This window comes from Salegentibacter agarivorans (genome assembly GCF_900113135.1).
Taxonomy (GTDB): Bacteria; Bacteroidota; Bacteroidia; order Flavobacteriales; family Flavobacteriaceae; genus Salegentibacter; species Salegentibacter agarivorans.
Window position 1 is genome coordinate 38,447 of record NZ_FOOH01000016.1, and the last position, 12,279, is coordinate 50,725.

A 12,279-nucleotide genomic window follows, 5' to 3' on the forward strand; every position below is an offset into this window, starting at 1 on the left:
GGATTTCGTTGATTTGACTTCTAGGCAAATTTGAGCAGCTTTAGGAAATTAATTTCACTATGTCTACCGGACTACGAGAAAATTTAACATCTTACCTAAATAGATGTAAACGAGGCTAAAATTGAAGAGTTTGGGCAATTTTGAGGATAAAAAATTTTCAAAAAGGAATAGAAATGGCTTTTTCGGAGTTACGTTCACATACCGAAAATTACAGTCATTTTCACGGTTCACTTTTTGCTCAAAAGCCCAGGTAATTCCGCCCGGGAATTTGGTAATTCTAACTTTCCTAGCCTTAATTTCTGAAAGTTTTTTATAGCAATTACCCAGCTTGATTAAAGATTACTTCAAACAGGGAAATGATATTTACAATGCCATATTTTACAGGTTGGTTGAAACCCTGATCTTTCTTCTGTTCAGAATTCCACGTAAAGCATTTATATACTGGCTAATCTTGTTTTCTAAAAAATATTTTTATGGCCTTTATTGGATACATTAATACATAAAAAAAACCTGATTCATTTTCTAAATGAATCAGGTTATTTTCTAAACTATTTAAACCTTTAATTTCTTAAAAGCTCCAATAAATTCTTATTTATCTACAACTTCTCCAATTGGTTCAAGTAGAACCTCATGGTCAGCGATATTGATTCCCTGGCTACCATCGGCATTCATTTCATCAAGCTCGCTTATATTTACTCCTGGTGTACCTTTAGCAAGATCGTATTGTTCACCAACACTTGCCGCTCCATAACCAAGATCTTTCATAGAGCCTGCAGTTATTCGACTTAATGGATTTTCTCCTAAATTTATGAATCCGGTCATGAGTTCATTACGCAATAGCGATTCTCTCCAATGACCACCGGCTGTACCGGGACCTCCCATATTTTCAATTGGAAGTTCAAATTCTCCACCTTCAGCATTCCAAAATACATTCGCCTTTTTTCCTGTAAAATATGGATTACTAGCAGGTCCTTGACTAAGCATTTTATCTCCAGAATTCCATAAGGTACCTACTCCTAAAACGTGTCCCATTTCATGAACAATCACGTTCTCAAATAAACCTCTATCATCCAAAGACTGAAGATCAGCAGTATCAAATTGCATAATTCCACTAATAGTTAAACGGTTACTGGTACGAACAAATCTCGGGCCAGCAGAGCCAAGAACTCGTCCAGGTCCATCGATAGGTATAAGAACTACCTCAATCACTACATCATCAATAGGACCATTAGCATTTAAAGCTGGAAAACCTAAAAAAGCCGATGGTATTGCTCCTGCAACTTCTTCTTCTGGTATAGAAGATTCATCTTTAATAATGATTCGTTCCCATCGAGCAGCAGCAGATTCAAATACTTCGCGCTGCCTATCCGTGACAGGTACTAAATAATTTATCGAAATATTAAAACGACCACGATCAACTCCTGCTGCATCTGTAGCCCTTTTTTTATTAATATTACTTTTCGCAGTATTTAATTTAGCATCAATTTTAATCAAGCCATTATCTGGGGCAAGCAATTCAAATTCTTGCTTTGCAGTTGTATCCATATCTGATTGAACTGAATCTACAGAGTCTTCAGAACAGGAAACAAATAAAGCCGCACCTATAGCGACGGAAAATAAACCTTTAAATTTTAATCTTGTTAAAATATTTCTCATAAAATATAATTTTTTTAGAACTGTATTAAAACAGTTAATGAATAATAGTCCTGCAAACTAAAAGAAATATGAAGGAATACTAATATTTCTTTAAGGTTTAACAAGCGTTCAATCGATTTAATTAACAATTGTTTAAAAAATACAAGTAATACATATCATATATTACGAATAATTTATCCGCCTTATACTCGATATTTTAACGCAGTTTCTTGGAAATCCGTAGTATTCAAAATATTTTCTTTCTCGGGAGAAGTCTCAAATACCCTAATTGGTTATGAGTTTAACCTGGTTTCGTTTATGAACACCAAATTATTTATGCTATAAATTTTGAAAATCTATCCGAAGAGAGAATTGAAAAATACTTAGCTGTACTCACCATTGCTAAAAAGTATTTCATTTTTAAAATAGAGAATCTTTACTACACGACATATTATGACGCTTACCTCCCTTATTATTGCAGTACAAAATAAAAGCGATGAGAAAATTAGAGATAACACTTACCGAAGAGCAATACCAACATATTCAGGAAGAAATCAAATATGGCGGCAGGACAATCCTTGAAGAAGAGACTTTAGGAGGATATGAAATTACGCTTCACGTTGGAGTTCCAAATATCTATACTTATCTCGAATTAAATTACATCAATAAGATCGACCTGGGAGAAGTGGAATGGAGTTTCCGTAAAAATTAATCATCTTAAACATCTAAATAAAAAGCGATGACAGCATACAGAGAGAAAATAATTCTTACCTATAGACATTTACTCGAAATGCACGAGGAACTGCTCACCAGGATAATTAATGTAGGAATGACCGGAGAATACTCTGAAGTAAATACAGTTTTCAAGCCTGGCGACACCTATAAATTTGATCTTGAACAATTTCGCGGAACTAAAGATGATAACCTAAATAAGTTACTGACTTTTTTTGGTGAACTGGAAAATCTTATGAACTCCCTTACAAACATTAACAGAATTACCGAAGAGGAGCTTGGGCAGGAAGATTAATAATGAGGTATTTGAAATACTTGTTCAGATTTGAAAAATAAAATTTTCAATCTTTTTTAAGCGTCATATTTTGTCGTCAATAATACTTTAATTTGTTATATACAATCGAGATAATGAGTAGATCCAAAAGAAAAACACCCATACTTCCCAATTGTACCGCTACTTCCGAAAAGACTGAAAAGCAAAAAGCCAATCGCAAATTAAGAAGAATCGTAAAAGAAAAATTAGCAGTTCCAGATGGAGAGCTTCCGCAGAAAAAAGAAATTTCGGATATCTGGAATTGGGGAAAAGACGGAAAATCTTTCAGAGCAGATCTAACCAAAAAAGAAAAGACCAAGTAATATGAAACTACTTTACCTACACGGACTCAATAGCAAATTAAGTGACGAAAAAAGAGAAGTACTGGAACGATACGGCCGGGTTTTCGCTCCTGATATAGATTATTCTGATAAACATTTTCAACCCGGTCTTATCCTAAAGGAATTCCCGAATACAGAATTTAATGTAGTGATGGGAAGTAGTATGGGTGCGCTAAATGCTTATGCTATTTCAGAAATTATAGGCAGGCCGGCTTTATTGTTTAATCCGCCTTTGGTTAAATACAGCGAAATAGAATTCAGCCATAAATTTACTCGCGGACTTTCTCCAAAACAGATTTTACTGGGAGGAAGTGACGATGTGGTGAATGCAGCAGAAACCCTCAACTTTTTAGGACAAAACCTGCAAAAATCAGAACTGAATATCAAAGTGCTGCCGCAATTAGGTCATCGAATTCCTATAGATGTTTTTACTGATCAGGTTAAAAAATTCTTTAAAGATATTTGTGCTTAAACCTGGTTCGTCAGTAATATTTAAAACGTCATGCCGAACTCGTTTCGGCATCTAACATAAAAGTATCTAGGCTCAACTTAGACCCTTACCGTTCTAATTAAACAAAAAAACTATGTCTTTACGCCAAACTATAAAACGCCATTATAAAATTATTTCTCTGCTAAGGTTACGCCCTATGAGTTATGAGGATGTTCAGGATGAAATGGCTGATGATCCCGATTCTGTTGAGGAAAAGCTCCTGACTTCTCAACGTACTTTTCAACGAGATCTGGAGGATATTGCATCTATACATAATATTGTAATAAAATGTAATCGAAGTACTAATAAATATTACATCAACGAAGATGTCGAGGAAACACATTCTCAAAGATTAAGGGAAAATTTTGACCTTTTAAATGCCATCAGGCTTTCAAAAAGTTTCGGAAATCAACTTATTTTTGAAGAAAGAAAACCCCTGGGCACCCATCATTTAGCGGGTTTATTGCACGCCAGTCAGAATTTTTTAGAAGTAGATTTTGAATATTATAAGTTTTGGGATACTTCAATTAGTAATCGAAAGGTGAAACCCATTGCGCTTAAAGAAGCCCGGAACCGGTGGTATCTTATTGCAGAAGATACGAAGGATAACATTATTAAAAACTTTTCGCTCGATCGAATTAAAAATCTGGAAATTACCAAAGACAAGTTTAAACCAATTCAATACCAGGCGTACGAAGAATTCAAAGATAGCTTCGGAATAATAAACGGCACAGATGAAGAACCGGTTAAAGTTATCCTATCGTTTACACCCCGTGAAGGCAGGTATGTAGAATCACTTCCACTACACCATAGTCAGCAGTTAATTTTGAGAAATAATGATGAGATCAGGTTTAGTTATTTTATTCGTCCTACCTACGATTTTAGAATGGAAATACTCTCTTATGGCGACCAAATAAAAGTAGTAGAACCGGAAAGCCTCAAATCCGAAATCAAAAAGGAATTAAAGTCTTGTATAGGCAACTATGAATAGCTGCTTTTATACTAGAGAAGTCAACTGAACCCAATATCATGACGAAGAAGAATCAACTAAAAAAGCCCTGGCCAACTAAAGATGCTATGGCTCAGATATATGAGAACAACCTGTGGGGCGGTAATCAATCTGAATTTTTCTCTGGCGATGGCTCGCATAATCCCGAATTGATAAATCCATATTTGGAAACTCTGACCTCTTTTTTAGCTGCTTTTGAAACTCCTCCGATAATATGTGATCTGGGTTGTGGTGATTTTAATATTGGCAAAGAATTGGTGAAGTACTCCAAAAAGTATATTGCCATAGACATAGTTCCAGAGCTTATAACGCATAACAAGAAAACATTTAAAGCAGAAAATTTAGAATTTCATTCTCTGGATATCGCGAAAGATGAATTGCCCGCCGGAGATTGTGTGATTCTAAGACAGGTTTTGCAACATTTATCGAATGCTGAAATAAAAAGTGTGGTAGAAAAATTATACGATTTTAAATATGTTATTCTAACAGAGCATTTACCGCAAGGGAACTTTGAACCCAATCAAGATATTATTTCCGGACAGGGAATCAGGCTAAAAAAACAAAGTGGTGTAAATCTTTTAGCGCCGCCATTTAATTTTAAGGTTGAAGAGGAAAAACAGTTACTATCAATTAAGGCTCCCAGAGCTAAAGGAGTTTTAGTAACTACGCTTTATAAAGTATTTTAAACCCTCCTCAAATTTAGATGAAGAGTAGCCTGTCTAAAGAGAATTCGTGGGATAAGCCCAGATTTTACTTCTATCCGACGAGTGAAAAGAGAGAAATACATACGTTTTTTCATCAATGGAAAAAATGAACAATTAAAAATTATTATCCAATAAATTTTAAAATGACTATCAAACAAATTGCAAATATTTTTCTCATCAGCTGTCTAATCAATGCTAGCGTTATGGCTCAGGCCGTAAAAGAAGAGAATAAATATGGAGAGCAGCTTTATTTTGTTGAGGGCAATACGCTAAAGCAAAAAGATAAATATGGAGAGGAGCTATTCTACTGGAATGGCGAAGAAATTAAATTAAAGAATAAATACGGCAAAAGCCTTTATTATTTAGATGGCAACACGGTAAAGCTGGAAAATAAATATGGTGATCGTTTATACGAATTTGATGGATATTACATCCGGTACCGTGATAAGTACGGACCGAAAATCTGGTATTTAGATGGTAGAGTATTAAAACGAAAGGATAAATACGGCGAACCGGTTTATTATTTTGAAGGAATTCCAGATAGATGGGTACTGGTAGCTCTACTGGATCTTTCAAAATAAATGTATTCATATCATCTTGAGAAAGGCTTTGGTTAAGAATAGATAAATTAAAATTAGCATGACAGAAATCATTTTAGATCGTGAATTTGAAAAATTTTATTGTCCAGTTACTGGTGAAATTGTGCTGCATCCAGAAGGATACCACACTCCTCCCAGCCTGCTCTTTATTTACGTAGAAGAGATCCAGGACTTTGAATACTGTAGTGGGAAATTGAAAGAAAAATTTCCTTTACACTTTAATGAGAACGGGGAAACAATTAACGGTGAATTCTTATATAAAACGATGAAGAGACACCTCCGGTGGGCCCAAGACAAACTTCTGATCACCTATGGCACTATGGGATCAGCAACCTTATGCTTTGATATGGGGTATACCAAAAATTAAATTCCTACGAGTTGGGTATTAATTAAAACGACACACTTTGTCGCGCCCTCCTTTTATATTTGTTCTAGCAAAAAAGCAAAAGCTTATGATGATCTAACTTTTCGACCGGGAATGATTGTTTTGATTAATTTGATTTGTTAACTAATACCCACTGATTCCGGGGTGGGTATTTTCTTATTCTCATCTAAACTATACATATGGATCAGCTCTCATACCAAAACCATCTAATTGAACTCAAAAAATTAGGGGTACGTACTGACAAAAAAATTGAGGTAATGTATTCAGATCTTTATCGCATCACTGAGAATATTTTTCATACCGAATGTTTGCTCCGTGAAGGATATGAAGCTGAAGATTTCTTCCAGGATCCTAAATTCAGTAAACTGCGAGAACTTAAAAAGCATCTTGAAGAGGTAATGGAATGGATGTTCCCGAAAGGCCTTCCTGAGTGGCCAAGACGCTGCCAAAGTAGCTATGAGCGATTCCGAAATCCTTATCTCAGCGTTGATTTAGGTTCTAGATGGAATGGAATTCATTCCTCAGAACTATTTATCGCAGCTTTTAATATCCGTTGTGGAAAAACGGGAGAGCAATTCAGAAAAGATAGGGAATACGTTCTGGAGGAACTGGAGAAGAAGCACTATTGCCTGTCTAATTTAAAAGATTATTGCAATAAAGATTCTGCCTTAATCCCTCCTATAGGCATAGCAGTTATGGAGCAAAAGATCCATTTTCCTAATGCCGGGAGAGTTTATGCTAGTGGAGTTTATAACGAAGAAGCTGCCTTTGAGGTTTGGAGAGAAAAATATCACGCGAAGTTTAAAAATTTCAGTAATAACCACCTTCAGGCATTTTACAATAACCGGGTAGGAAGAGATAATAATAGCACTATATGGGAAGGGATCATCCAGGCATTACAAAACGAATTCCAAAACCGGGAGATAGATATTTCTTCTATAATTATTGAAGAAAAACTTTCTATGAGTAAATGCGCGATCCTGGTCAGTGAAAAACTACATAGTATAGAAGAACTTCCAACTAAGATCATAGAACAAATGATCATGCTTTACAACCAGAAAAAAGCTCATGAAAAAAGCATTGTGAGTGACTGTAAAATTAAAGAGGGAAATATCCATTATTTGTCAGATTTCTCTGATGCATTTATTAATGGGAATCATCTTTTAAGCTTCTTCTCAGATTATTTAATAGGCTCTCCAAGGGCAAAGTTCAGACTTTAATATAATTTATAAATAATGGAGAACCCAGAGGAATACAAAAAGCTTACCCAGCCATTCAATTTGCTTGAAATAGATGCTGAGCATAAAACTATAACCCAGTTATACCAAGAGCTGAATTTTAGGGCGAGGGAAGAATACCTGGAGCATTGTTATAGAAGTAAAAAGAGTTATAACCGGGCTATGTTTACCCAAAGTATTTTCTATAAAAGATTTATTTTTCTCAAGGTGCATTTACGTGAACTGAGTTATTGGCTTTACGAGAACAGGGAATCTATGCCCGAGGAATTACTTAAAGCGATGAAAGCAGCACCAGATTATCATAATCCCTGGGGAGTGAATATTAGAAAAAATCTATTCAGGAACTTGAAAATTTCAGAAAGGAAAAAGAAGTGAATAATCTTGAGGATGAAGAACGAAATAACTCAGCTCTATACCAAATTGTGAGAAACTGCCTTCCTATAATTTTTAAGCTTGGTTGACAAATATAAGTAAGGTGACTTTAGGTGAGGATATGCATCCGCAGATTAAAGCTGAGTAATATTGAACCTCATTAATTAATACTGCAATGTTGAAGAAATTATGATAATTTATTAACATAAAATTATGCTTTGTGAGAGAAAACTTATATTTTTGGAAGGTCCTCAAAATAGAGGTTCTTCTTTTGCCCCCTACACGAAAGAACTTTCAGCAACTTAACCAACTAAATATGAGAAATTCATTTCCAGGGGAACCACCTGCCTTAAATTTTCAATATTCTTTTTTCAGAGCACAGAGTTAAATACTCGTTCACAGAAACAACTCTATAATTATTTAGAAATGCAGCTATGACCGAAGTTGATTTAAAAACTGAATTAGAAAACCTTTACTGCCCTATAACAGGGCAACGGGTACTAGATCCAGGACAGTTCAATCCATCCCCTGCAATGGTTTTTTTGTTTTTGCACTCTTACCGGCATTTTGAACATTTACAAGATGATATAAAGGAAAAATTCTCTGAAGAATTTGAAAACAAAGACAAACACGGAGAACTTTACCTGAAATTAACGGAAGAAGTGCTAAAGAATGAACCAAATCACCTCTGGTTCACCAGCGGTGGGCCGCCTTTTGGGTTTGTGAGTATGTGTTTTGATATGGGTCTCAAAACCTAAAAAACCATTTAATACTTACTAATTTAACACTTTTTTTGATTATCAATTTTAAAAAAGCTATGTTTGAAATATCAGAAATTTCTATCTTTTGCCCTACCAGAAGACGGACCAAACTAATCTGCCTTCATGGGATCTTCTGTTTTAAATAAAGTCAATAGAGTATTAAAAACTATTGCATATCATATAGCCTTAGTCTGTCTTTATACCATTTCCTACCGGAAAAAAAAATCCAAAAAGTTACACATAGGAGCTAAAAATTCGAAGAACGGGTTTCTCAAATTGTCGATCACTCTAACCAACCCATATAGAAGAATTACTCCCCAATTAATTTCAATTAACCTTAACCAATAAATTATTATGGAAAAAACCAGTATTCCCTTACAATTGAAAAGCCATTTTTTAAGACTATATCAAATAGCCTTATCTGACGAAAATTTTAACCATATGGAAATGCAACTTTTATATCATTTTGCAGAAGAAAGAGGCATTCCAAAAAGTGAGCTTGATTCTATTTTAACTGGAGCAATTGGTGAAGTAACAATTCCAGATAGCATTGAAGAAAGAATTGAATACTTATATGATTTTGCACAAATGATATGGGCTGATGAGAAAATTACAGAAGATGAAATGACAGCCTTTAAAAAGTATTGCAAAAAATTTGAGTTCCTTGATGAAAATGTAGAAGAATTAACAACTTACCTACTCGAAAAAGCCAAGCAGGGAACTCCCAAATCGCAAATTTTACAGGAACTTAATTAATTTGACCCAATGACTAACCTAAAAAATCTCACCGTTTTAAAGAATACCAAGCAATCATCGGAACCTTCTTCCAAAGGCTCTAACGATTACATGTCCTACCATAATCAAGGATTTGGAGCATCTAAAGGAGCCCAGGGAAACATCAATAACCTAAAAGCTTCATTAAATGCCCTATTTCAGTCCTATGAGAGAAAATGCAAGGAAGGCGAAGAGGAGCAGGTAAAATTAAAACAGCCTTATCTAACTGAAAAAAAAGGTAAAACCACGGCTCTAAATACTAAATACGAAGATCTAGGAAAACTTGAAGGGCAGGAAGAGGTTCTAGAAGAGCGAATTGAAAAATTAAAACAGGATAAAATTGATGTTAAAAGAGACCCTGAAAAATATGGCGTAGAAGTAGATTCCAAGGCAAGTGCAAAATTCTGGATAGGTCTTGCTTTGATCATCCCGCTTACCCTCTATATTTTTATATTTTATATTTCCACTTCCTTTTCAGGGTTTTTCAGAACATTCGACCCGTCGACAGATTTGTTTGGAGGAATGTTCTACCCAAAAGCACTCACCGAAGCTTGGGAAGCAGGAATACTTGAATTTGGATTCGTTATTTTCATTCCATTCGTATTTTTTGGATTAGGATACCTAATTCACATGTTTCAACAGAAAAACGGATTTTTAAATTATTTTAAAATAGGAATGTTGTTCGTTGTGACCTTTTTATTCGATGCTATCCTGGCCTACTTAATAGAAGAAAAACTCTACGATCTAAATAAGTCATTAACTGATCCACCTTTTTCTGTATCTTATGCCCTTGAAAGTCCAGGTTTCTGGGTAATCATCTTTGCAGGATTTATTTCTTACATCATATGGGGATTAGTCTTTGATTTCATCATGCATGAACATTCTGATAGGGACAAGATTAAGAAGCAAATTGCCGCCTTTAACAAAGAAATAAAAAACCTTAAGGAGAAAATAGAAAAAATAAAAATCCAAATTGAAGTTGTAAAAGAGGATATTAAAAACCTGGAAGTACGAATCAGCGAACTAGATTCGATAATTGAAGGTTTCATTTTTCCTATTAAAGATTATAAATATTTAGCTTCTAAATACCTCGAAGGATGGATGTATTATATATCCTCTGAATTACCATTAGGTAAAAGCCAAAAAGACAAACTTTTGGAAGAATGCCATTTAGCGTATGACAAACACCTTCAGGAAAACGATCTTGACGGATTTACCAGCCAAAACCAAATATTTAAAAAATCATCATGAGAAAAATGAGAAATTTTAATCAACTTATCATAGCTCTGGCCATAATTGTTTTTTCCAGCTGCAAGAATGATAATCAAACTAAAAGTACAGAAGAGGTTGCCAGTGCAGCCGTAAACAATTCAAGTCCAGATTGTCCTGCTTACCTGGCAAAGGAAAAGCAAAACAATTTAAATATAAGTGTTTTACTCGACCTATCAGATAGGATCGAAGCTCATAAAACCATTTCGAAAGATACAGCCTACTTAAAAAGCCTGGCAGGGGCATTCCTTCAACATATCAATGGTAAGAAATCAATCTTGCTTGAAGACCGTATGCAACTCTTTTTCAACCCGGAACCTTCCAGCAGCAAGATCAATGAAATTGCGGACAGATTAAATATCGTTTTTACTAAAGATGCGTCAGTTAATCTCATTGATGAAACTAAAGATTTATATAGTGAAGAACCCATTAAACTTTATGAATTGGCTCAGGCAGATGCCAATGGCGAAAAAAGTAATTACCCGGGTTCAGATATCTGGCGATTTTTCAAGGACAACGTTCGCGATTATAGTGTAGATGACTGCCATAGAAATATCCTTGTGATTTTAACCGATGGATATATGTATTATGACAAAACCCAGATGACAGAAGGTAATCGCACTTCATATCTTACCCCTAACAGTCTTGCCAGGCTTAAATTGAGAAAAAGTTCCTGGAAAGCCGAAATGGAAGAAAAAGATCTAGGCTTTATTCCTGCAAACCAAAACCTTGAAGATCTGGAAGTATTGGTACTAGGTATCAACTCTTTAAATGATGAGAACCCTTATGCGCCAGATATTATCGAAGCATACTGGAGCAAATGGTTCGAAGAAATGGGAATCTCAAAAGACCGATACAAAATAAAACAGGCCGTAATCCCATCTAACATGGAAAAGGTTATTTCTGATTTTATCTTAGGCTAAAATGTAATGCTTATAAAATTGAATCAATCAAAATTCTGCATATTTCTAATTCTGATTCCTTTAATAATATCAGCTCAATCATTTCCGGATTCCGGAGATGACGTTGGTAGTCTTATTCCCGATGGCTACAAATTAAAGGATGTGGTCTTTGGCGATTTAAATGCGAACTCAAAGGATGATCTGGTAATTGTAATTAGGAATAATAGCACCAGGAAAAAGTCAGTTGCGATATATCTTCACGATGATTCAGAATGGAAGTTAGAAACTGAATCTGCAGATTTCTTTTATTTAGAGCAAGCTGATATTTTTGTACCGGAAACCACTAAATATGAAGATTTCAATGACAGGGTAAGATATGAAGAGTATGTTAATTTGAAAATTGAAAACGCTGTGATTTCCATATATACGGGCGATGGATATGGTAATTGGATTGAAACAAAATTTAGAAAAAATAAACATGTCCGATACACCCTGATAGGTTTAACCGTAGGCAGCTATCATAGAAATAAACAAACAGAGACAAGCATCAATTATCTCACAAAGAAAGCGCAGATAAAAACTGAGTTGATTGGGGAAGGCCTTGAAGGGAATACAGACACCTGGTATAAAACTGAATACTCAGATCCGCCTTATTTTGAGGAATTTTCAATTGGAAAAATTTTGGATGATTGGAAATCCTATGAGTATGAAAAAATCAGTTTTTAGTTAGCAATTCTCCTTCCTCTCAATTATAA

General features: G+C 34.9%; 16 protein-coding genes. 15 read left to right on the forward strand and 1 reads right to left on the reverse strand.

Translation table 11 applies throughout. The annotated features are described in order from the left end of the window. Positions 1-588 precede the first annotated feature (588 nt). Positions 589-1,656, reverse strand: coding sequence for a leishmanolysin-related zinc metalloendopeptidase (locus tag BM084_RS12515; protein ID WP_093305134.1), 1,068 nt, complete (start codon positions 1,654-1,656; stop codon positions 589-591). Positions 1,657-2,131: 475 nt separating this feature from the next. Here BM084_RS12515 and BM084_RS12520 point away from each other — a divergent pair, with 475 nt between their 5' ends. From BM084_RS12520 to BM084_RS12590, 15 genes are all read left to right on the forward strand, one after another. Further along, positions 2,132-2,347: a hypothetical protein gene (locus tag BM084_RS12520; protein WP_093305137.1), complete on the forward strand. Its 216-nt coding sequence runs from the start codon at positions 2,132-2,134 to the stop codon at positions 2,345-2,347. Positions 2,348-2,374: 27 nt separating this feature from the next. After that, the gene (locus tag BM084_RS12525; protein ID WP_093305140.1) at positions 2,375-2,662 is read left to right on the forward strand and encodes a hypothetical protein; all 288 of its coding nucleotides are present in this window, start codon (positions 2,375-2,377) and stop codon (positions 2,660-2,662) included. Between the two features lie 113 nt (positions 2,663-2,775). Further along, on the forward strand, positions 2,776-3,003 hold the full coding sequence (locus tag BM084_RS12530) for an ATP synthase subunit B family protein (protein WP_093305142.1): 228 nt from the start codon (positions 2,776-2,778) through the stop codon (positions 3,001-3,003). A gap of 1 nt (position 3,004) precedes the next feature. Continuing rightward, complete coding sequence (locus tag BM084_RS12535) at positions 3,005-3,493, forward strand: YqiA/YcfP family alpha/beta fold hydrolase (RefSeq protein WP_093305144.1); 489 nt, start codon at positions 3,005-3,007, stop codon at positions 3,491-3,493. 112 nt (positions 3,494-3,605) lie between these two features. Beyond that, a complete protein-coding gene (locus BM084_RS12540; protein WP_093305147.1) occupies positions 3,606-4,502 on the forward strand; it encodes a helix-turn-helix transcriptional regulator in 897 nt (298 codons plus the stop codon). Positions 4,503-4,540: 38 nt separating this feature from the next. Further along, complete coding sequence (locus tag BM084_RS12545) at positions 4,541-5,206, forward strand: class I SAM-dependent methyltransferase (protein WP_093305150.1); 666 nt, start codon at positions 4,541-4,543, stop codon at positions 5,204-5,206. 161 nt (positions 5,207-5,367) lie between these two features. Next, positions 5,368-5,805 carry a hypothetical protein gene (locus tag BM084_RS12550; RefSeq protein WP_143083656.1) on the forward strand — a complete coding sequence of 146 codons (438 nt, stop codon included), beginning with the start codon at positions 5,368-5,370 and terminating at the stop codon, positions 5,803-5,805. 58 nt (positions 5,806-5,863) lie between these two features. Further along, positions 5,864-6,190: a hypothetical protein gene (locus BM084_RS12555; protein ID WP_093305155.1), complete on the forward strand. Its 327-nt coding sequence runs from the start codon at positions 5,864-5,866 to the stop codon at positions 6,188-6,190. A gap of 197 nt (positions 6,191-6,387) precedes the next feature. Next, entirely contained in the window at positions 6,388-7,428 is a 1,041-nt protein-coding gene (locus BM084_RS12560) for a hypothetical protein (protein WP_093305158.1), read from the forward strand. A 15-nt stretch (positions 7,429-7,443) separates the two neighbouring features. Beyond that, positions 7,444-7,821, forward strand: coding sequence for a hypothetical protein (locus BM084_RS12565; protein ID WP_093305160.1), 378 nt, complete (start codon positions 7,444-7,446; stop codon positions 7,819-7,821). A 431-nt stretch (positions 7,822-8,252) separates the two neighbouring features. Then, the gene (locus BM084_RS12570; RefSeq protein ID WP_093305162.1) at positions 8,253-8,576 is read left to right on the forward strand and encodes a hypothetical protein; all 324 of its coding nucleotides are present in this window, start codon (positions 8,253-8,255) and stop codon (positions 8,574-8,576) included. A 357-nt stretch (positions 8,577-8,933) separates the two neighbouring features. Beyond that, positions 8,934-9,335: a hypothetical protein gene (locus tag BM084_RS12575; protein ID WP_093305164.1), complete on the forward strand. Its 402-nt coding sequence runs from the start codon at positions 8,934-8,936 to the stop codon at positions 9,333-9,335. A gap of 9 nt (positions 9,336-9,344) precedes the next feature. Next, positions 9,345-10,604: a coiled-coil domain-containing protein gene (locus tag BM084_RS12580; protein ID WP_093305166.1), complete on the forward strand. Its 1,260-nt coding sequence runs from the start codon at positions 9,345-9,347 to the stop codon at positions 10,602-10,604. A gap of 5 nt (positions 10,605-10,609) precedes the next feature. Further along, positions 10,610-11,545 carry a hypothetical protein gene (locus BM084_RS12585; RefSeq protein ID WP_143083657.1) on the forward strand — a complete coding sequence of 312 codons (936 nt, stop codon included), beginning with the start codon at positions 10,610-10,612 and terminating at the stop codon, positions 11,543-11,545. Positions 11,546-11,563: 18 nt separating this feature from the next. After that, the gene (locus tag BM084_RS12590; RefSeq protein WP_177195699.1) at positions 11,564-12,250 is read left to right on the forward strand and encodes a hypothetical protein; all 687 of its coding nucleotides are present in this window, start codon (positions 11,564-11,566) and stop codon (positions 12,248-12,250) included. Positions 12,251-12,279 lie beyond the last annotated feature (29 nt).

Bases quoted from the DNA above. Each gene is read 5' to 3' on its own strand.
- BM084_RS12515 (WP_093305134.1), bottom strand. From the start codon at position 1,656: ATGAGAAATATTTTAACAAGATTAAAATTTAAAGGTTTATTTTCCGTC.
- BM084_RS12520 (WP_093305137.1), top strand. From the start codon at position 2,132: ATGAGAAAATTAGAGATAACACTTACCGAAGAGCAATACCAACATATT.
- BM084_RS12525 (WP_093305140.1), top strand. From the start codon at position 2,375: ATGACAGCATACAGAGAGAAAATAATTCTTACCTATAGACATTTACTC.
- BM084_RS12530 (WP_093305142.1), top strand. From the start codon at position 2,776: ATGAGTAGATCCAAAAGAAAAACACCCATACTTCCCAATTGTACCGCT.
- BM084_RS12535 (WP_093305144.1), top strand. From the start codon at position 3,005: ATGAAACTACTTTACCTACACGGACTCAATAGCAAATTAAGTGACGAA.
- BM084_RS12540 (WP_093305147.1), top strand. From the start codon at position 3,606: ATGTCTTTACGCCAAACTATAAAACGCCATTATAAAATTATTTCTCTG.
- BM084_RS12545 (WP_093305150.1), top strand. From the start codon at position 4,541: ATGACGAAGAAGAATCAACTAAAAAAGCCCTGGCCAACTAAAGATGCT.
- BM084_RS12550 (WP_143083656.1), top strand. From the start codon at position 5,368: ATGACTATCAAACAAATTGCAAATATTTTTCTCATCAGCTGTCTAATC.
- BM084_RS12555 (WP_093305155.1), top strand. From the start codon at position 5,864: ATGACAGAAATCATTTTAGATCGTGAATTTGAAAAATTTTATTGTCCA.
- BM084_RS12560 (WP_093305158.1), top strand. From the start codon at position 6,388: ATGGATCAGCTCTCATACCAAAACCATCTAATTGAACTCAAAAAATTA.
- BM084_RS12565 (WP_093305160.1), top strand. From the start codon at position 7,444: ATGGAGAACCCAGAGGAATACAAAAAGCTTACCCAGCCATTCAATTTG.
- BM084_RS12570 (WP_093305162.1), top strand. From the start codon at position 8,253: ATGACCGAAGTTGATTTAAAAACTGAATTAGAAAACCTTTACTGCCCT.
- BM084_RS12575 (WP_093305164.1), top strand. From the start codon at position 8,934: ATGGAAAAAACCAGTATTCCCTTACAATTGAAAAGCCATTTTTTAAGA.
- BM084_RS12580 (WP_093305166.1), top strand. From the start codon at position 9,345: ATGACTAACCTAAAAAATCTCACCGTTTTAAAGAATACCAAGCAATCA.
- BM084_RS12585 (WP_143083657.1), top strand. From the start codon at position 10,610: ATGAGAAATTTTAATCAACTTATCATAGCTCTGGCCATAATTGTTTTT.